Below are 18176 nucleotides of genomic sequence, written 5' to 3'. Positions count from 1 at the left end.
CTTTGTGACTCGCCGTTCACTCGTGGCGTACCGTAGCGTCCGCGACGACGGGTGAGAAGAGGGATGGCGATGGCAGAGCCTGCGGACGGCCCGGTGGTGCTGGCGGACGCGACCCGTCCCCGCCGTCGTCGCGACCCCGCCCGCAAGGACCGCATCCTCGCCGCGGCCGCCGAGCTGGTGGCCAAGCACGGGTACCACGCGGTCGGGATGGCCGACATCGGTGCGGCCGCCGGCATCGTCGGGTCCGGGATCTACCGCCACTTCGGGTCGAAGGCGGCGCTGCTCTCCGCCCTGCTGGAGCAGCTCATGGACGAGATGCAGCGCACGGCGGCCGCGGTCGTCGCCGGAGCCGCCGACGACCGCGAGGCCCTGGAGGGGCTGGTCGCGAACCACGTCCGCTTCGCGATCGAGGACCGGCGGCTGCTGCAGGTGTACTACCGCGAGGCCCACCACCTGCCCGAGGACGACCTCCGCCGGCTGCGCCGCGCCCAGCGCCACTACGTCGAGGAGTGGGTGATCGCGCTGGCCCCGCTGCGCCGGGAGCTCTCGGACGCGGAGCTGCGGGTCGTGGTGCACGCGGCCCTCGGCACCACCCAGGCCGTGCTGTTCCACCACAGCGGCCTGCCCGCCGACCGGCTCGCCGAGATGCTGGTCGCGATGGGCCGACAGTGCCTCGGTTTGTGAACCACGGATAACTCACCTCTTGCGCTCGACCTGCCGTCCTGGGAATGCTGCACGTCACATCGCGACGGCAGGGAGGCCCGCGTGGACCTGGGCACCACGACCTTCGACGTGACCACCCTGCGGGGCCGCCGCGCCGTCCACCGGTGGGAGCGGACCTCCGTGGGCGACGTCTTCGAGCGGCTCACGTGGAGCTACCCCGACCAGGTCGCGATCGTCGGCCGCCCCGGCGCCTACGCCGACGAGCGCTTCGCCGCCGTGACCTACCGCGAGGCCGACCGGACGGCGAACCGCGTGGCGAACGGCCTCCTCGCCCGCGGCCTCGAGCCGGGCGCGCGGGTGCTGCTGTTCTGCGAGAACTCCGTCGAGGCCTACGTCGCGAAGATCGGCATCGCGAAGGCCGGGATGGTGGCGATGCCGCTGAACCCGAACCTCGCGCCCGATGTCGTCGAGCACCTCATCGCGCACGCCGAACCCGGGTTCGCGATCGTCGACGCCGAGCTCTGGTCCCGCGCGGCCGGCGCCTTCGGCCGGGCCGGGCTCGCACCCGGCGTCACGATCGGCATCGGGGGCGACCCGGCGCCCGGCAGCACGGGCTTCTCCGCCTTCGTCGATGGGGCTCCCGACGGCGAGCCCGACGTCGAGATCCACGGCGACGACATCTGGGAGATGCTGTTCACCTCCGGGACGACCGCCATGCCCAAGGGCGTGATGATCTCCCACTCCGCGAGCCACTACGCGGCGCTGAACTTCGCGCTGTCGCTGACCCGCGGCACCGGCCTGGAGAACGAGGTCCGGGTCGGCACCTACCTGCCGATGATCTACCACGTCGGCGAGCTGATCTTCGCGCTGTCGGCGTTCCTGTCCGGCGGCACGCTCGTGCTGGGGCGGCGGCCGATCCCGGCCGACGTCGCGGCGGCGGTCGCCGAGGAGCGGATCACGGCGCTGTGGGCCGGGTCGCCGCAGTTCGTCACGGCGCTGACCAAGGAGTTCGAGGGCCTCGACGTGACGTGCCTCGACGTCCTGGTCTACGGCTGGGGCGCGCTGCCCCCGGAGGTGTACGAGCGGCTGCAGGGCCAGGCCGGCGACGACCTCGTCGTGCTGGGCATCTTCGGCCAGACCGAGGCGATCGCGTGCCACCGCTTCTGGCCGCGCCGCTGGCCGGAGGCCTACGCGGCCACGGCCCCCGTCGTGAACTACGTCGGCCTGCCCAGCCCGCTGCTCGCCTCGGACGTCTTCGACGACGACGGCGTCTCGCTGCGCGACCGGCCCGGCGTCGCCGGCGAGGTGGTCTACCGGACCCCGACCGTCACCGCCGGCTACTACAAGAACGAGGAGGCCACCCGCGAGGCGTTCCGCACCGGGTGGTTCCACTCCGGGGACAGCGCCGCGTTCGACGACGACGGGCTGCGCGTCATGGTCGACCGGATCAAGGACATCGTGAAGTCCGGCGGGGAGAACGTGTCGAGCCTGCGGGTGGAGTCGGCGCTCTACGCGCACCCGGCGGTCGCGCGGGCGGCGGTGATCGGGCTGCCGCACGAGCGGTGGGGCGAGGCCGTGACCGCCGTCGTCGTGCCGTCGTCGGAGGTGACGGCCGAGGAGCTGATCGCGCACTGCCGCGAGCGGCTCGCGGGCTACGAGACGCCGAAGGCGATCGTGTTCGCCGACGCGCTGCCCGAGACCGTCGGCGGGAAGATCCTCAAGTACAAGCTGCGGGCGGCGCACGCGGACCTGTTCTCGGCGGCGGTGCCGTAGTGCGGATCGGGGTCAACGTCGGGCACTTCGCGGGGCGGCCGCCGCCGGACCTGGCCGCGCGGCTGCAGGAGATCGACGCGGCCGGGTTCTCGTCGGTGTGGTTCGCCGAGGCGTACGGGTCCGACGTGTTCACGCCGCTCGCGTACGCGGCGGCGCTGACCTCCCGGGTGCGGCTCGGGACGGCGGTCGCGCAGGTCCCGGCCCGGACCCCCGCGGCGACCGCGATGGCGGCCATGACCCTCGACCACCTCTCCGGTGGGCGGGTGGTGCTGGGGCTCGGCGCATCCGGTCCGCAGGTCTCCGAGGGCTGGCACGGCGCCCCGTACGCGCGGCCCCTCGCCCGCACGCGGGAGTACGTGTCCGTGGTGCGACAGGTGCTCGCGCGGGAGGCACCGGTCAGCAACGACGGCGAGTACTTCCCGCTGCCGTCGCCCGGCTCCGAGCTGGGGAAACCGCTGCGCTCGTCGTTGCATCCGTACCGCGCGTCGCTGCCTGTGCTGCTGGGGGCGGAGGGGCCGAGGAACATCGCGCTGTCCGCCGAGGTCGCGGACGGCTGGCTCGCGATGTTCTTCGCACCCGCGTTCGACGGGTTCTACCGGGAGGCGCTCGACGAGGGCTTCGCGCGGCGTGGCGGTCGGCCGGAGGGCTTCGAGGTGGTCGCGACGGTGCCGGTGGTGCTCGACGACGACGTGGACCGTGCCGCCGACCGGGTCCGCCCCGAGCTCGCGCTCTACATGGGCGGCATGGGCGCCCGTGGCGCGAACTTCCACCACGACGTCTTCGTGCGCATGGGGTACGAGTCCGTGGCCGCCCGGGTGCAGGAGCTCTACCTCGACCGACGCAAGGACGAGGCGGCCGCCGCGATCCCGACGGAGCTGGTGGAGCAGGTGGCGCTGATCGGTCCGGTCGGGAAGGTGCGCCGGGACCTCGACCGATGGGAGTCCACGGTCGTCGACGAGATCGCCGTGCAGGGCCTCCCCGACGACGTGTCGGCGGTGGCGCGGTTGCTGTAGGTGTCAGCACTGCGGCCATGCTGACACTGGACGTCACAAACGCCGCAACGTCGACGCTCAGGTGGGCAGCTGTGGCCGCGACGACGGCAGGTGGACGACGGTGATCAGACCCTCGACCCCACGCCTGAAGGTGTCGCCGACGTCGTCGGCCTCGTCGATGGAGCCGGCGCTCATCGCCCCGTCGCGCAGCATGAGGAAGTGCCGGGCGGCGTGTTCCGGACGAGCCCCGGGCCCCTCGTCGCGGTAGACCTCGGTGAACAGGTCGCGCAGCGTGTCGACCATCCACGCCCGGTGCGCCACCACCTCGCGGTGCACCGGGTCGCCGGGATCGGGGAACTCGGCGGCCGCCCGGAGGAAGGCGCACCCACGGAAGCCGGGCCGGCGGAGGTCGTCGGCGATCGTTCCCGCCACGGCCCGCAGCGCGTCCGCGGCGGACGACGTCGTCGCGATCGACCGGTCGACCTGGTCCCGCACCTGCGCGTCCGCCGCCCGGAGGTAGGCGACGACCAGGTCCTCCTTCGACGGGAAGTGCCGGTAGAAGGTCGCCCGGGTCACCCGTGCCTCGGAGACCAGACGGTCGACCCCGACGGCCCGGATGCCCTCGCCGTAGAAGAGGCCGCTCGCCGTCGTCAGCAGGCGCTCACGGGCTTCCGAGTGGCCGGGCACGGCGCCGACGTTAACAGAAAGAACGATCGGTCTTGACGACGGCGAGTGCGGTGAAGCAGGCTCGTTCAGATAGGAAGAACGTTCGTTCTACACGAGGAGTCGACGATGTCCGCCGTGCTGTCGGTCGAGGACCGCGACGTTGCCGAGGAGCGCGCGCAGGCACCGCTCCTGCTCGCCCGCGCGCTGTTCGCCCTGGTCTGGGCGGCGGTGCTCGTCACCGTCGGGCCCGAGCTCGGCGTCGTGACGGCGGTCGTGCTGGTGCTCTACCCCGTCGGCGACCTCGTGCTCGTGGGTGTCGACGCCCTCCGGTCGCCTCGCGGCCGCGCCGGACTCGTGGCGAACGCGGTCGTCAGCGCACTGGCCGCCGTGGGTCTCGTCGTCGCCTCGGGTCTCGGGGTGGCGAGCGTGCTCTGGGTGTGGGGCGTCTGGGCCGTCGTGTCGGGAGCGGGGCAGCTCGTCGTCGCGCTCGCCCGCCGTCGGACCCGGCGCGGGCAGTGGCCGCTGGTCGTCAGCGGGGGACTGTCGTGCCTGGTCGGGGTGGCCTTCGTCGTGATGGCGTCCGGGCCGGCGCCGCTGCTGATCTCGCTCGCCGGCTACGCGGTCGCCGGGGCGGTGTTCGCGCTGGTCGGACTCCTGCGACTGCGACGGAGCTGAGATTGTCGGACCCCTGGTGCACTCTGTCGAACATGAGTTCGAGTGCCGGAGGTCGGGATGTGCTGGAGATGCCGGGAACCACGGGTCACGAAGGCCGCGGCGGACGCACGGATGCTGGCGATGATCGAGCAGTACGGCTGGGCGATCCAGTACGTCCAGGCCGACCGGGTGCACCCGCCGTGGGCGTACACGGTCGGCCTGGTGCAGTACGACCTGGCGGAGCTGGTGGTGACGGGGCTGTCGACGCAGCGGGCCGGCCACCTGCTCAACGACGTGGCGCACGAGGTCGTCTGGCACGACGGGGAGTGCCTCCCGGGGCAGCGCTTCCCGCTCGACGACGGGACGCGGATCGAGGTGGTCGAGCTCCCGCACCCCGACGCGCACCTGCTGGCCGTGCCCGGCCTCTTCCCCGGGCTGCCCCTGCGTGCGCTGCAGTTGGTGTGGTGCGACGACCGCGGCCGTTGGCCGTGGGACCGGCGCTTCCGCGGCCGCCGCGGAGGTCAGCCGGTGCTCGGGCCGCGCGCGGAGACGGGCGCGTAGACGAAGCCGTCGCGCTCGTAGGTCTCGCCGACCACCACGTCCACGGGCCGGGCGAACCCCGGGCCGTCGGTGACGAACGTGTGGAGCTCGCCGTTCTCGCCGCACGGGTCGACACCCTCGGGGAGGTCACGGAGGAGGTCCTCGTCCCACGTCCGCCCGGCGATCCCGGCGGGCGCCTGCGCGGGGTCGACGCAGACGACGACGGCGCGGACCCCGGCCTGGAGCATCTCCCGGGCGAGGTCTGCGGTCGACCGTTCCCACAGCGGGAACCGCGCGGTGAGCCCGGTGCCCTCGAGTCCCTGCTCCCGGTAGGCGCGGATGTCGGCGAGGAACAGGTCGCCGTAGACGATCGCGTCGGCGCCGGCGGCCTGCAGCTCGGCGAGGGCGGCGCCGGTCCGCTGCTCGTAGACGTCGTTCGGGCAGGGCCAGGGCAGCTCGATCGTGCGCAACGGCAGGTCGAGCGCGGCGGCCTGGGCGTGCAGGAGATCGACGGGCACGCGGCTCATGGCGACCACGCCGTCGGTGACGGTCGTCAGGAGCCCGCCGACCTCGACCTCGTCGCGCACGGCGTGCAGCGCGAAGGCGCCGTCCTTGCCGCACGACCAGCTGGCCCAGGCCCTCATCGGACCTGGAACCGGTCGAGGGCGTCCTCGTCCCAGTCGACCCCGCTGCCGGGCTCGTCGGGCAGGACGACGGCGCCGTCGACGACGCGGGCGGGGGAGCGGAGCACCCCGGCGGCGACGTCGAGGTACTCGAAAAGGAAGGCGCCCGGAGTGACGGCGAGCAGAGCGGCGCTGATCTCGGGCCAGAAGTGGCTCGACACCGGCAGGCCTGCGGCGTGAGCCACGGGCGCGGCGCGCAGCCACCCGGTCACCCCTCCGATGCGCGCGACGTCGAGCATCGCGTGGTCGCTCGCACCCGCGGTGATGCTCGCGGTCATCTCGTCGACCGCCCACCAGCTCTCGCCGAGCTGGACCGGTGTCGACACGGCCGACCGGATGCGCGCGTGTCCGGCCGCGTCGTCGGCCCGGGTCGGTTCCTCGACCCACATCAGGTGCTCGTCCGCGAGCGCGTGGAGCCGCCGGATCGCCTCGGGGACGGGCAGGGTCTGGTTGAAGTCGACCGCGATGTCGGCGTCCGGCCCGACGGCCTCGCGCAGTGCGGCGATGACCTCCCGGTCGCGGGCGAGCCCGGCCGACCCGACCTTGACCTTGTAGGCGTCGAACCCGAGCCCGGCGAGCTCCGCGGCCTCGGCGCGGACCTCGTCCGGGGCCATCCGCCGCAGGCTGCCGTACGCGCGGACCGGGCCCGGCTCGCCGCCGAGCAGCCGCACCAGGGGGAGCTCGCGCCGTCGTGCCAGGACGTCCCAGAGCGCCATGTCCAGCCCGGAGATCGCCATCGTCGTGAGGCCCTGCGGGCGCAGCAGCCGCAGTCGCGCCCGCAGGTCCGCCTCGACGGTGCGCGGGGCGTCCGGCGTCCCGACGACCGCCGCGCCCAGTTCCTCGACCAGGCTCGTCAGGGCGGGCAGGACCATCGGCGTGTAGCAGAACAGGTAGGCGTGCCCGATCACGCCGTCCGACGCCTCGACGTCGACCAGCACCAGTGGCGCCGTCGGGACCTCGCCGCTCGCGGTCTGCAACGGCGGGTCCAGCGGCGCCAGGACCGGCCGCGCGGTGACCGACCGCACCGTCGTCGTCATCCCCGCATCCTCCGCCCCGGCCGTCAGCCGCGGGCCCGGGGCAGGCAGCACTTCTTGTACTTGGTGCCCGATCCGCACCAGCATGCGTCGTTGCGCCCAGGTGGCCACTCCAGCAGCGGTCCGGGCGGCACGTCACGGTCCTCGTCTCCTGCGACGAGGGCCGCCAGCAGCTCCGGGGACCCGAGCTCGACGACGGGAAAGTCGTTCGGGTCCGCCTCCTGCAGTCGACGCTCGATCGACGCGCGGTGCTCGTCCCAGGTCGGGGGCCCGCCGTCGATCTCCGGCAGTGAGCGAACCAGGTCGGCGAAGGCGGCCTCCGGCCAGAAGGTGACGTCGGACCCGTCGTCGTCGACCTGCTCGGCGAGGCGATCGGTGTCGTCGAGCGGGAGACCCATCTCGCGGCGGAGGTCGTAGCGGAGCACGAGCAACCGGTCGGCGATGTCGAAGGCGTCCTCTTCGTCATCCGAGCCGTCCTCGGCGCGGTCGGCGATGCCGAGAACGGTCGCGAGCGCCGCGCTCAGCCACTCCTCGGCGAGCTCGTCCCGACCGTTCTCCCGCAGCGGGTCGATGACGTACCCGTCGGCCAGGAGGTCTCGGCTGAGCTGCGGTCGAAGCGTCCGCAGCAGCGCCATGCCCTCCTCCTCGTGGCCGTAGCGCAGGAGGAGGTCCGCGTGCTCGCCGCGGGACTGGAAGTGGTCCCGCCCGCCTTCGGACATCTCGACGCCACGCGCCGACAGCTCCAGGGCCCGGGCCTCGTCACCCAGCTTCACCGCCGCGCTCGCCGCCAGGGTCAGCGCGTAGGGGACGTCGTCCGGGTCGGCGATCCGGCCCTCCTCGACGGCGAGCACGAGCTCGTCGAGCATCGCCTTCGGGTCAGCCGGGTACAGCTCGTCGCCGTAGGCGTCCAGATCGTCGGAGGTCAGGGTGCGCGACACGGGAGCACCGTACGGGCGGTGGGCACCAGGCCCGTCGGAGCCCGCAGATCGCCTGGTTGCCGTCCGGCTCCGCGGACACCGTGCTCGGGCTTGCACTCCACCGCAGAACCGATTCCACGGGAATCGGTTCTCCGGCACGGTCGAGGACCAGGAGTTGCGCTCAGTGATCGCCGACTCGGCTGCGCTATCGGTGGGTGAGCGTCTCGGCGGAGAAGGCGCGGCCCGAGAGCCTGCGCCACAACCAGGTCAAGATCACCGGAACAACGAGGATCTGGACGGTGAGCGTCCGAATCCTCGTTGTTGCGGTGATCTTGGTCGTGAGCGGGCGCACCTCAGCCGTAGGACGTCGGCACGAGGTCATTCGCGAGCCAGACCAGCCAGCGTCGAGCGGTCCATCCGTCGGTCCAGGGTGTGTACTCGAGGCCGAGTCCCAGGAGCTTCACCCTGAGTTCGTCCTCCTCGAGGTGGAGGTGGACGAGAGCACTCGCGTCCTCGGAGGTCGCGACGAGTGACTTCGGTGGGAATTCCCGCTTGTAGGCCTCGATGGCGGCTGTGGCCGACCCGTAATCGTCGGGACAGTTTTGGTTCAGGTAGCACCCGAAGAAATTGGACAGGGTCTCGTAGGCGGGTTCGGTGTTCGTCATGCTCTCCGCCTCACGACGGTCGGCGCGTCAACTGATGTAGCGGATCTACGCGCCCCGCGTCCGAATCCGCTACATCCTGATGCTGCAGGTCGACGTGAACCGTCGGCGACGTGCAGCAGCCACCTACCGCAGGGTTCGCCGAGGCTCAACGACCGGCGCGCCGCTGCACGATGGCTTCCAACCGCGAGGCCACGAACTCCAACCACGCCGCGTCGCTCCAACCGTCGGCCCAGTACGCATAGGCGACCTGAGCCTCGGTCATCCGCTGTCGCAGGGCCTCGTCCGATTCGGACACCGCGAGCGACCGAGCTTCGCTGGCCGCTCGGCGGACGTACTCGACGTCCTCGTCATGTCCGAAGCCGTTGATCGAGCCCTCAGGGGTCCCGTCGTACTCGAGGTCGAAGTCCTGGTGGAGGTACGCGAGGAGGAGCGTCTCGAGATGTGGCCATCGAGCCAGAGCGGTCACGCTGCCGCCTCCTATCGCTGCGGGTACGAGGTCAGGACGTAGAAGCCGTCGGGTTGTGTCGCGTCCCGTCGCAGGACGAGGCGTGTCCGATGTACCTCGACTGCGTCGGCCGGCGAGGTCGCCGAGCGATCGATGCTGATGCCCACCGCCTGCCGGTGCTCGAAGTCCACGACCTGATTCCTCGCGGATGTGTTCGCCAGCCAGTCATCGATGGCTCCACGGTTGCCTGCGAGATTCTCGGCGACGCTCCGCTCTGCGATGGCTCGGTCGAAGAAGCTCGAGGCTGAAGGTATCGGTCGCGGGGCATTCTGGACCCGGTCGAACAACGCCTGCTCGTCGGTCCCGATGTGCACCTTGTGCGGCGCGAGCGTGTGCCCGCCGGCCTCCTCGTGGTGCTGCAGCCCGCCGCCCGGGGCCAGCGGGGTCTGGTTCTCTCCGCGGAGCCGTCGCAGCTTGTTGAGCTTCGTCAGCCCCTTCGTCCCGATGACGCCGGCGAGGACGGCGGGTGTCCGCCCGATCGCCTCGTCGAGACCGCCCGTCCCGTAGGACTCGCCGATCGGCGCGACCGTCCCCTCCACCACGGCTCGCCCCGCGCCAACCGGGTCCGTGACAGTCGCCCTGACCGTCTCCCACGTGCTCGCCCAGGCCGGTCCGAACGCGTCGGAGAACGGGTTGAGCAGGGTCGTGAGGCCGGAGACCGAGTTGACGATCTCGCCCGACACGTCGCCCACCGCCTTCACGAGGCCGTCGCCGAACGTGCCGTCCCGGCCCACGACCGGAGCGGGCGCCGACGCCGGGACCAACCCCGCCAACGCCCACGCCGCCTCCGCGAGGGCGCGCGCCGCGACCTCGTTCGCCTCGAGCGCCCGCTCCTGCGCACTCTGCATCGCGCTCGCGCCGTCGGCGATCGTCTGCGCCGCGCCGTCCCGCGCGGCATCAGCCACCGCGGTCGCACCGGAACCCGTCGCGAGCCGCGCCGCCTCACCCTCGCGCACCATCTGCTCGCCGAGGGCGAAGTCCCGTTGGGCATCACGCAGCGCCTCCGCGTACACCGCGAGCGGCGGCGCCGACCGCGCGACCGCATCGACTGCCCGCTCCAGCTCGAGCGCCTGCCGCTCGACCAGCTCCAGCGCGGCTGGCGCAGCACGCCCAGTCCAGTCGGCGGTCACGGCTCGTCCGCGCGCCGCCAGTCCTTCCCGGGCGGCCTGCAACGCACGCGCCGCCGCCGTCAGCTCGGACGACGCAGCGAGCACGGCGTCCGGGTCTCCAAGCACCGTCATCAGAAGCCCGGCACGGCGACACCGGAGATGCTCCGCGACGCCGCCGCATCCGACGTCTCGTAGTTCGCCGATGCGGCGTCGATCGCGGCCGCGGTCTCCTCGATGCTGCGCCGTACGGCGTCGATCGCCTTGTCGAGCTGTGACGCCAGCTCGTTCGCCGCGCCCGCGAGCGGACCGGCGCCCGACGCCTGCGCCGCCGACTGCGCGGCTGCGCTCGCCCGGCCGCCGGCACCGTCGAGCCCGCTCGCGTCCCCACGCAGCCCGGTGGCGCCGGCGCGGAGCTGGTCGGGGTGGACGTCGAAGCCGTCGGGCACGCACCAAGCCTGGTGCAGGCCGCGTGGCAACAGGTGCCGTTCCGTGAAAGTCAGGCACGCAGGACCCGTCTCCTGCCGGTCGCACAGCCTCGCAGCCGTCGACACCATTGCCGACGACGGGTCCACCCCGCGTGACCGTTCTGTGACCTTCCGTGGCATTCTGCCGTCACTCAGCGGGATCTTCGCCCGCTGCTCCTGGGGGGAGCACGACATGGTCCGATGGACACGTCTCGGCCCACTCGCGGTCGTCGTCGTCGCGAGCGCGCTGATGGTGGCCGGTCCGGCCTACGCACAGCAGGATCCACCCGCGCCGGGTACGGACAGGTGCACGGACCTCGTCAACGCTGAGAAGGCCGTGCAGGAGGCCACGGAGGGGTCTGAGAAGGACGCCGCCGTAGCGAAAGCCACCACGGACCTCTGCACCGGGACTGCCACGACCACCCCTCAGGGCGACGACTCGACCAACGGTGAGCCTCCTGCAGATGGAGATGCCGGGACGGCAGGGGCACAGCAGCAGCCGCAGAACGGCGGAGACGGGCAGCAGGCCCCCGGCCAGTCGACGTCGGAGAACCGGACGCGCCAGTCGGGTCAGGGTGGGCCGGCGTCCACCACGCGGCAGCAGCGCGTCGGCGACCAGAACTGCCCCGACTTCGCGAACCAGCGCGAGGCGCAGCAGTACTTCGAGTCCATCGGCGGTTCGGCCCAGAACAACGCAGACCGTCTCGACGCCAACCACAACGGCGTCGCCTGCGAGGACTACTTCGACGACGGCGACAACCAGAACGCCGCCGTGACGACCACCGGCGACGACGGGTCCGAGGCGAAGACGTCGGGCGACCAGGTCACCGAGGTGCCCGAGGGCTCGGCCCAGACCGGGGGGTTCTGAGATGAAGCAGCGCACCGTTCTCGCGGTCCTCGCGGCCGCCCTGCTCGCCCTCCTGACGACGGCCTGTGGCGCCCAAGACACGAGTGGCGCCGCGGCCTCGCTCGCCTCGGGTCAGCAGACGACGGCGGGCGTCATCCCGGGCTACCAGGTGACGATCCCCAAGCTCAACGCGTCGTCGCAGCTGGTCGGGCTCGGCCTGAACCCCGACAGGTCCATCCAGGTGCCGCCGCTGTCGGACCCGATGCAGGCCGGGGTCTACACCAAGGGGCCGATGCCGGGCCAGAACGGGCCGGCCGTCGTCCTGGCGCACATCAACGCCGACGGCAAGCCCGGGTTCGGCGCGGACTTCCACACGCTCGCCGCCGGCGACACGATCACCGTCACCACGCCGACCGGCCCGGTCACCTACGCCGTCACGAGGACCGAGACGACGCCGAAGGCCGAGTTCCCGACCGCCGACGTCTACTCCGACACCCCCGGCCCGGAGCTCCGCCTCATCACCTGCGGTGGCACGCTCGACCGCGGCGCGCACAACTACCTCGGCCAGACGATCGTCTACGCGAAGAAGGCCTGACCCCGCCGGTTCGCCCACAGCGAACCGCCCCACCCCCTCCGTGATCCGCGCCTAGCGTGGACACCGATGAAGCCGCTCGCGTTCCTTCACGCCGATTTCAGGGTTGCGGCCCTCGGCACGGAGGAATACGCCCACAAGTCCGCACGGGTGCGGTTGTGAGGCGAACCGGGGGGTATCCGCCTGCTACGACGTTGTGTAGTAGGAGGTGTTCGTCGTGGCCGACGTATCCCGACTCCCGGCCGCCCTCGTGGCCCATTGGGACTGGCAGCGACAAGCCGCCTGCCGGGACATGGACCTCGAGATCTTCTTCCATCCCGACGGCGAGCGGGACCCGTCCCGCTCGCAACGGGTCGCCCGCGCGCGGGCGATCTGTGACTCGTGCCCGGTCGAGAAGGCGTGCCGGGACTGGGCCCACCAGGTCGAGGAGCAGTACGGCACGTGGGGAGGCGAGAGCGAGGACGAACGTCGCCTCGTGATCTCCCGCCGCCGGCGCCACGCCCGCCAGGGCGCGTCCGCCCCTCGTCCCGCCGCCTGATCGTCGTCCGTCGACACACCGGAGGTCCCCGATGACCGACACCACCACCGACATGGCCCGCGTCCCCGAGCTCGCGGGCGTCCCCGCCTCCGAGGCGCACGACCGCGCCCTCGACGCCGGCTTCCTCGCCGTCGCCGAGAACGCCGTGCACACCGCCGCGGGCCGGGCCTTCATCGGCCGCCAGGAGCCCGAGGCGGGCACCGAGCTCCAGAAGGGCTCAATCGTCCGCATCTGGATCGGCGAGGACAACGGCGGTCGCTGATCCGACCCGCCGTCGGGAAGGGCCTTCCTGACGGCGGGTCGCCCCTAGGCTCTCGATCATGCCGACGGCTGACGAGCTGTTCGAGGCCGCCGTGGCGGCCGACCTCGCAGGACGGCCCGACGAGGCGCGGGAGAAGTTCGACGAGCTCCTGGCCCGGCGTCGGGACGAACTCGGTCCCGACCACCCCCACACCCTGGACGCGGCCCACCGCCTCGCCGGCCTCGTCGCCGAGCTCGGCGACCCGGACGCCGCCCTGGCGATGGACCGGGACACCCTCGCGCGGCGCAGCGCGACCCTGGGGCCCGACCACCCGAACACCCTCGAGACCGCGAGCAACCTCGCCGCGACGCTGGCGCAGCTCGGCGACCTGCGGCAGGCCGTCGGGGTGCTCGACGACGTCCTGACCCGCCGTCGTCGGGCGCTGGGCCCGGACGCGCAGGCCACGCTCGACAGTGCGCGCAGTCTGGTCGCACTCGGCTTCGCCATCGGCGACGAGGCCCAGGTCGCGCCGCTCGCGCACGACACGCTGGAGCGGCACCGCCGTACCCTCGGCGACGACGACCCGCGGACGATCGACGCCGCGCACCAGGTCGGGGCCGTCCTCCGCGCGACCGGCGACGTCGTCTCGGCGCGCTCGGTCGACGCCGAAGTCTTCGCGCGCGCCTCCCGGGTGTTGGGGGAGCAGCACCCCTGGACGGTGCGCTCGGGGCAGGCACTGGCCGCCGACGCCGAGCTCCTGGGCGACGTGAGCACGGCGACCGCCTGGCGGAACTGGCTCACCCAGCGCCAGGGCTGACGACTTTGCACGAACCGCACCCACGCGCCCGGCGGCTTCCCTAACGTCCGTCGACGAAGGGGGTGGTCCGAGGTGCCGATGCCGGGGGATCCGGGGGCGGTGGAGGCCGGGGCGTCGCAGTTGACGTCGATGGCCGAGCAGTTCACCAGTGCCGGGGAGGGCATCCGGGCGGCGGGCGGGAGTCTGGGCAGCGCGTGGACCGGTGGGGCGGCGTCGGCGGCGACGGGTCAGATCGGGGAGATCGGGGCGCGGGCGGGGATCGGGGCGGACGTGTCGCGGCTGGTGGGGTAGGCGCTGACGGCGTACGGGGCGGAGTTGCGGGCGGCGCAGGAGATGTTCGCCCGTGGCGAGGAGATGGTCCGCCAGGGTGAGGCGGAGTTGGCGACGGCGTCCGCCCGGGTGGCGACGTTGGCGGCGGCTCCGGCGCCGGCGGGGCAGCAGGCGGACGCGGCGATGAACGCGGCCAACGGGGCGGTCAACGCGGCGAACGCGAGGATCGCCGAGGGTCGGGCGTTGATGGAGCAGGCCACGGCCCGCGAGCAGCAGGCCAACCAGGCGGCGGCGTCCCAGGTGGCGGGTGCGCAGGGTCAGTTGGCCGGGATGACGGCGCCGGTTCCCGGCGCGGCCGGTGGAGTACCGGGAGCGGTGGCGGGCGCTCCCGGTGCTCCACTCGGAACCCCGCCGCAGTTCGGGGCGGCTCCGGTGGCACCACAGACGCCGCCCGAGGAGGAGGCGGGCTTCTCCTGGTCCGATCTCGGGCACTCGGCGTTGGACGTCGCGGGTCTGATCCCGGGGGTCGGTGAGATCGCCGACGGGGCGAACGCGGCCTGGTACACCGCGGAGGGCGACTACCTCAACGCCGGGCTCTCCGCGGCGGCGATGATCCCGTTCGTCGGGTGGGGTGCGACCGGGCTCAAGGCCGGGCTCCGGGCCGGCGAGGCCATCACCGACGCCTCCCGGCTCGCCCCCGACGCCGTCGCCGCGACCCGTACCGCGGACGTCCCGACGCAGGCTGTGCCGCCGGCCCGTCAGGCGGGGGCACAGGCCGGCCCGCAGAACCCGCCCGTCGTCGAGACGAAGGTCCCGACCACCGAGCCGGTCGACCTCGCCTCCGGGCTGCTGTTCCAGCCCGAGGTCGACGTCGTGCTGCCGGGTCTGCTGCCGCTGGTCCTCGAGCGGACGCACGTCTCGAACTACCGCGCGGGGCGCTTCTTCGGCCCGTCGTGGGCCTCGACGCTCGACCAGAAGCTGCAGGTCGGCGAGGACGCGGTGTGGTTGGCGCGCGCCGACGCCCACGTCCTGGAGTTCCCGACGGCGGACGTGGTCCCGGTGGCCTCGACCCACACGCCGCGGTGGACGCTGCGCATCGTCGACGACGAGCTCCTGGTCGACGACCTCGACCGGCGCCGCACCCTGCACTTCGTCGGCGAGGGCGAGGAGCGCTGGTTGGCGGCGGTCACCGACCCGGTCGGCCACCGTGTCGACGTCGAGCGGCTCGCGGACGGCATGCCGATCGAGGTGCGCCACTCCGGCGGCTACCGCGTGCGGGTCGACTCCTCGCACGACCGCATCGTCGGCTACGACCTCCTCGGCGCCGGTCCCGACGGCGAGCCCGCGGCGCTCGTCCGCTTCGGCTACACCGCGGGCAACCTGACCGCGATCGTCAACTCGTCGAACCTGCCGTTCCGCTACGGCTACGACGAGCGGGGGCGCATCACCGGCTGGGTCGACCGGATCGGTACCTGGTTCCGCCACGAGTACGACGAGCAGGACCGGGTCGTCCGCCAGACCGGGGCCGACGGGGTGCTCTCGTGCGAGCTGTCGTACGTCGGCGACGTCGTCGAGATGACCGACGCCCTCGGGCACCGGTCGCACTACGTGCACGACGACGCCCGCAGGGTGGTCCGGGCGGTCGACGGGACGGGTGCCGAGCAGCGTTGGTCGTGGGGGCACGGCGGGCTCGTCGCGTCGGTGACCGACGGTCTCGGCCGGGAGACCCGGTTCGGGTACGACGAGGCCGGGGCGCTCGTCGGGATCACGCGGCCCGATGGGTCGTCGGTGGCGATCGAGCGGGACGTCCGGGGGCTGCCGGTCCGCGTGGTCGAGCCGGACGGCGGGGTGTGGCGCTACGAGCACGACGCACGCGGGTTGCGGACCGCCGAGATCGATCCCGCGGGCGTGCGAACCTCGTACGCCTACGACTCGTCCGGGCACCTCGCCGCGGTGACCGACCCGCTCGGCGGCGTCACGCGGGTCGAGTGCGACGCGGCCGGGTTGCCGGTGGCGGTGACCGACCCGCTGGGCGCGACCACCCGCCTCGAGCGGGACGCGTTCGGGCGGGTGGTGGCGGAGGTCGACGCGCTGGGTCAGCGCACCGCGCACGGCTGGACGCTGGAGGGGCTGCCGGCGACGACGACGGGCCCGGACGGCCGGATGTCGCGGACCGTCTACGACGGCGAGCGCAACGTCGTCGCGGTCACCGACCCGGCGGGTCACGTGACGCGATTCGAGCGCGCGCACTTCGAGGTGCCGGCGGCGCGGATCGACCCCGACGGGTCCCGCACCGAGTTCGTGTGGGACGCCCAGGTCCAGCTCGTGGGCGTGCGGAACCCCCAGGGGCTGACCTGGTCCTACGAGCGCGACGAGGCCGGTCGGGTGGTCGCCGAGACGGACTTCGACGGTCGCCGTCGCACGTATCGGCTCGACGCGGCGGGACAGGTCGTGGAGCGCCACAATCCCGCCGGGCAGGTGGTGACGCAGTCCTACGACCTGCTCGGACGGGTCAGCGAACGGCGGGCCGGGGGAGTGCTGAGCACCTTCGACCACGATGCCGCCGGCCGCCTCGTCCGCGCGACCACCCCGGACGTCGACCTCGTGCTCGAGCGCGACGTGTGCGGCCGCGTCGTGGCGGAGGCGGTCAACGGGCGCGCGGTGACGTCGTCGTACGACGTGCTCGGGCGGCGGGTGCGGCGCGAGACGCCTGCCGGACAGGTCAGCGCGTGGACGCACGACGCCGCCTCACGGGTGTCGACGCTGCTCGCAGGGGTCGACATCGCGTTCGAGCACGACGAGGTCGGGCGCGAGACCCGTCGTCGGGCCGGGGCGGCGGTGGTGGCGTCGGAGTGGGGTCCGAGTGGCCTGGCCGCGTTGAGCGCCGGACCGGTGTCGCGCAGCTACACCTACCGGGCCGACGGCTACCTGTCGGCGGTGACCGGGACGGGTGCGCAGACGTTCGACCTCGACGCCCTGGGCCACGTGACCGGTGTGGCCGGCGATGGACGGAGCGAGCGGTACGCCTACGACGTCGCCGGCAACCAGACCTCGGCGTCGTGGGCCGGGGCCGACCCGGAGGTCGCGGGGGAGCGCGAGTACCGCGGCACCCTGCTCGTGCGGGCCGGCCGGGTCACCTACGCGCACGACGCCGAGGGCCGTGTCGTCCGCCGCACCCGGGGTCGGCTGTCGCACCGGCCCGAGACGTGGCACTACGAGTGGGACGCCGACGACCGCCTAATCGGGGTGCGGACCCCCGACGGCGCGCACTGGCGCTACGTCTACGACGCCCTCGGCCGGCGGGTGTCGAAGGTCGGGCCCGACCGGCAGGTCGACTTCGCGTGGGACGGGCCGACGCTGGTCGAGCAGGTCGCCCACGGCCCGGACGGCGTCTCCTCCACGACCTGGGACCACTCCGGCCTGCATCCCGTCGCACAGCGCGAACGGGTCCGCCGGGCGGGACAGCAAGAGATCGACGAGCGCTTCTACGCGATCGTCACCGACCTCGTCGGCGCACCCACGGAGATGCTCGATGTCGAGGGACGGGTCGCGGGCTCGGCCCGACGCTCGCTCTGGGGCCGGACGACCTGGACCGGCTCGGCGTCGACGCCCCTGCTCTTCCCCGGGCAGTATCACGACCCCGAGACCGGCTTCGCCTACAACGTCCACCGCCACTACGACCCCGACACCGCCCGGTACGCGAGCCTCGACCCGCTCGGCCTCGCTCCCGCCCCGAACCCCAGCACCTACGTCCACAACCCACACACCTGGCTCGACCCGCTCGGCCTGACGAGCTGTCCCAGGCCGGATTTCGTCGTCGGGTCGAACGGCACGGCGATCCCGACCAGTCGAGCGCGACTGGAGGAGGGCCTGCAGCAGTTCCCGAGCACGCCGACGGAGAGCGCCGGCCGGCAATACCAGTTGCCCGACAAGACTCATGTGCGAGTCATGGAACCCAGTGGCAACAATCCGCTCCGGGCCTCCTTCACCGGCGATGACGGACGGAGTCTCGTCGACGCGTTCACCGGACAGAAACCGACGCCTCCCCAACCGCCTCTGAGGCCCCCCGGCGCGACTCCGCCCCAGGCCGACATGGATGCTTGGCAGTCAGCGCTCCAGCAGCACAAGGAATGGATGAAGAGACAATGGCCGATGGAAGTTCACCGGCGGGCTCACGTCAACCTCAATCCCTAGTTCAACGATTGA

General features: G+C 72.8%; 20 protein-coding genes. 12 read left to right on the top strand and 8 right to left on the bottom strand.

Features of this window, described 5'->3' with window-relative positions; genetic code table 11:
- The first annotated feature begins 69 nt into the window (after positions 1-69).
- The 3 genes from WCD74_RS03390 to WCD74_RS03380 all read left to right on the top strand — a co-directional run bounded on the left by WCD74_RS03390 (position 70) and on the right by WCD74_RS03380 (position 3449).
- On the top strand, positions 70-684 hold the full coding sequence (locus tag WCD74_RS03390) for a TetR/AcrR family transcriptional regulator (protein WP_337693405.1): 615 nt from the start codon (positions 70-72) through the stop codon (positions 682-684).
- 81 nt (positions 685-765) lie between these two features.
- Positions 766-2436: an AMP-binding protein gene (locus tag WCD74_RS03385; RefSeq protein WP_337693404.1), complete on the top strand. Its 1671-nt coding sequence runs from the start codon at positions 766-768 to the stop codon at positions 2434-2436.
- Positions 2436-3449, top strand: coding sequence for an LLM class F420-dependent oxidoreductase (locus WCD74_RS03380; RefSeq protein ID WP_337693403.1), 1014 nt, complete (start codon positions 2436-2438; stop codon positions 3447-3449). The genes WCD74_RS03385 and WCD74_RS03380 overlap by 1 nt, the downstream gene beginning before the upstream one ends.
- Positions 3450-3506: 57 nt before the next feature.
- On the opposite strand, the gene WCD74_RS03375 is transcribed toward WCD74_RS03380, so the two are convergent.
- A complete protein-coding gene (locus WCD74_RS03375; RefSeq protein WP_337693402.1) occupies positions 3507-4115 on the bottom strand; it encodes a TetR/AcrR family transcriptional regulator in 609 nt (202 codons plus the stop codon).
- 105 nt (positions 4116-4220) lie between these two features.
- Between WCD74_RS03375 and WCD74_RS03370 the strand changes: the two genes are divergently transcribed.
- Positions 4221-4769 (top strand): DUF308 domain-containing protein, encoded by a 549-nt coding sequence (locus WCD74_RS03370; protein ID WP_337693401.1) that lies wholly within the window; start codon positions 4221-4223, stop codon positions 4767-4769.
- 111 nt (positions 4770-4880) lie between these two features.
- The gene (locus tag WCD74_RS03365; protein WP_337693400.1) at positions 4881-5309 is read left to right on the top strand and encodes a DUF4262 domain-containing protein; all 429 of its coding nucleotides are present in this window, start codon (positions 4881-4883) and stop codon (positions 5307-5309) included.
- Here WCD74_RS03365 and WCD74_RS03360 read toward each other — a convergent pair.
- The 7 genes from WCD74_RS03360 to WCD74_RS03330 all read right to left on the bottom strand — a co-directional run bounded on the left by WCD74_RS03360 (position 5270) and on the right by WCD74_RS03330 (position 10647).
- On the bottom strand, positions 5270-5932 hold the full coding sequence (locus WCD74_RS03360) for a Dph6-related ATP pyrophosphatase (RefSeq protein WP_337693399.1): 663 nt from the start codon (positions 5930-5932) through the stop codon (positions 5270-5272). The two genes, WCD74_RS03365 and WCD74_RS03360, sit on opposite strands and share 40 nt — an antisense overlap.
- The gene (locus WCD74_RS03355; protein ID WP_337693398.1) at positions 5929-7008 is read right to left on the bottom strand and encodes an enolase C-terminal domain-like protein; all 1080 of its coding nucleotides are present in this window, start codon (positions 7006-7008) and stop codon (positions 5929-5931) included. The genes WCD74_RS03360 and WCD74_RS03355 overlap by 4 nt, the downstream gene beginning before the upstream one ends.
- A gap of 23 nt (positions 7009-7031) precedes the next feature.
- A complete protein-coding gene (locus tag WCD74_RS03350; RefSeq protein WP_337693397.1) occupies positions 7032-7943 on the bottom strand; it encodes an SEC-C metal-binding domain-containing protein in 912 nt (303 codons plus the stop codon).
- Positions 7944-8275: 332 nt separating this feature from the next.
- Positions 8276-8587: a contact-dependent growth inhibition system immunity protein gene (locus tag WCD74_RS03345; RefSeq protein WP_337693396.1), complete on the bottom strand. Its 312-nt coding sequence runs from the start codon at positions 8585-8587 to the stop codon at positions 8276-8278.
- A gap of 145 nt (positions 8588-8732) precedes the next feature.
- A complete protein-coding gene (locus WCD74_RS03340) occupies positions 8733-9053 on the bottom strand; it encodes a contact-dependent growth inhibition system immunity protein (protein WP_337693395.1) in 321 nt (106 codons plus the stop codon).
- Between the two features lie 11 nt (positions 9054-9064).
- The gene (locus WCD74_RS03335) at positions 9065-10264 is read right to left on the bottom strand and encodes an RNase A-like domain-containing protein (protein ID WP_337693394.1); all 1200 of its coding nucleotides are present in this window, start codon (positions 10262-10264) and stop codon (positions 9065-9067) included.
- 68 nt (positions 10265-10332) lie between these two features.
- Positions 10333-10647 carry a hypothetical protein gene (locus WCD74_RS03330; RefSeq protein WP_337693393.1) on the bottom strand — a complete coding sequence of 105 codons (315 nt, stop codon included), beginning with the start codon at positions 10645-10647 and terminating at the stop codon, positions 10333-10335.
- Positions 10648-10858: 211 nt separating this feature from the next.
- Here WCD74_RS03330 and WCD74_RS03325 point away from each other — a divergent pair, with 211 nt between their 5' ends.
- From WCD74_RS03325 to WCD74_RS03295, 7 genes are all read left to right on the top strand, one after another.
- Positions 10859-11533 (top strand): excalibur calcium-binding domain-containing protein, encoded by a 675-nt coding sequence (locus WCD74_RS03325; protein ID WP_337693392.1) that lies wholly within the window; start codon positions 10859-10861, stop codon positions 11531-11533.
- Between the two features lies 1 nt (position 11534).
- Positions 11535-12107, top strand: a complete 573-nt coding sequence (locus tag WCD74_RS03320; RefSeq protein WP_337693391.1) for a sortase domain-containing protein — start codon at positions 11535-11537, stop codon at positions 12105-12107.
- Positions 12108-12321: 214 nt separating this feature from the next.
- Entirely contained in the window at positions 12322-12642 is a 321-nt protein-coding gene (locus tag WCD74_RS03315; protein WP_337693390.1) for a WhiB family transcriptional regulator, read from the top strand.
- Between the two features lie 31 nt (positions 12643-12673).
- Positions 12674-12904, top strand: a complete 231-nt coding sequence (locus WCD74_RS03310) for a PASTA domain-containing protein (RefSeq protein ID WP_337693389.1) — start codon at positions 12674-12676, stop codon at positions 12902-12904.
- 58 nt (positions 12905-12962) lie between these two features.
- A complete protein-coding gene (locus tag WCD74_RS03305; protein WP_337693388.1) occupies positions 12963-13700 on the top strand; it encodes a tetratricopeptide repeat protein in 738 nt (245 codons plus the stop codon).
- Positions 13701-13778: 78 nt separating this feature from the next.
- A complete protein-coding gene (locus WCD74_RS03300; protein WP_337693387.1) occupies positions 13779-13991 on the top strand; it encodes a hypothetical protein in 213 nt (70 codons plus the stop codon).
- A 42-nt stretch (positions 13992-14033) separates the two neighbouring features.
- Positions 14034-18164: a DUF6531 domain-containing protein gene (locus WCD74_RS03295; protein ID WP_337693386.1), complete on the top strand. Its 4131-nt coding sequence runs from the start codon at positions 14034-14036 to the stop codon at positions 18162-18164.
- Positions 18165-18176 lie beyond the last annotated feature (12 nt).

It is taken from the genome of Actinomycetospora aurantiaca (assembly GCF_037401875.1).
Taxonomy (GTDB): Bacteria; Actinomycetota; Actinomycetes; order Mycobacteriales; family Pseudonocardiaceae; genus Actinomycetospora; species Actinomycetospora aurantiaca.
Note: the sequence above shows the minus strand (reverse complement) of the source record. Positions and strands in the feature narration are given on the sequence as shown.

Excerpts from the sequence above, each read along its gene's own strand:
- WCD74_RS03390 (WP_337693405.1), top strand. The coding sequence starts at position 70 with ATGGCAGAGCCTGCGGACGGCCCGGTGGTGCTGGCGGACGCGACCCGT.
- WCD74_RS03370 (WP_337693401.1), top strand. The coding sequence starts at position 4,221 with ATGTCCGCCGTGCTGTCGGTCGAGGACCGCGACGTTGCCGAGGAGCGC.
- WCD74_RS03365 (WP_337693400.1), top strand. The coding sequence starts at position 4,881 with ATGCTGGCGATGATCGAGCAGTACGGCTGGGCGATCCAGTACGTCCAG.
- WCD74_RS03360 (WP_337693399.1), bottom strand. The coding sequence starts at position 5,932 with ATGAGGGCCTGGGCCAGCTGGTCGTGCGGCAAGGACGGCGCCTTCGCG.
- WCD74_RS03355 (WP_337693398.1), bottom strand. The coding sequence starts at position 7,008 with ATGACGACGACGGTGCGGTCGGTCACCGCGCGGCCGGTCCTGGCGCCG.
- WCD74_RS03345 (WP_337693396.1), bottom strand. The coding sequence starts at position 8,587 with ATGACGAACACCGAACCCGCCTACGAGACCCTGTCCAATTTCTTCGGG.
- WCD74_RS03325 (WP_337693392.1), top strand. The coding sequence starts at position 10,859 with ATGGTCCGATGGACACGTCTCGGCCCACTCGCGGTCGTCGTCGTCGCG.
- WCD74_RS03320 (WP_337693391.1), top strand. The coding sequence starts at position 11,535 with ATGAAGCAGCGCACCGTTCTCGCGGTCCTCGCGGCCGCCCTGCTCGCC.
- WCD74_RS03310 (WP_337693389.1), top strand. The coding sequence starts at position 12,674 with ATGACCGACACCACCACCGACATGGCCCGCGTCCCCGAGCTCGCGGGC.
- WCD74_RS03305 (WP_337693388.1), top strand. The coding sequence starts at position 12,963 with ATGCCGACGGCTGACGAGCTGTTCGAGGCCGCCGTGGCGGCCGACCTC.
- WCD74_RS03300 (WP_337693387.1), top strand. The coding sequence starts at position 13,779 with ATGCCGGGGGATCCGGGGGCGGTGGAGGCCGGGGCGTCGCAGTTGACG.
- WCD74_RS03295 (WP_337693386.1), top strand. The coding sequence starts at position 14,034 with ATGTTCGCCCGTGGCGAGGAGATGGTCCGCCAGGGTGAGGCGGAGTTG.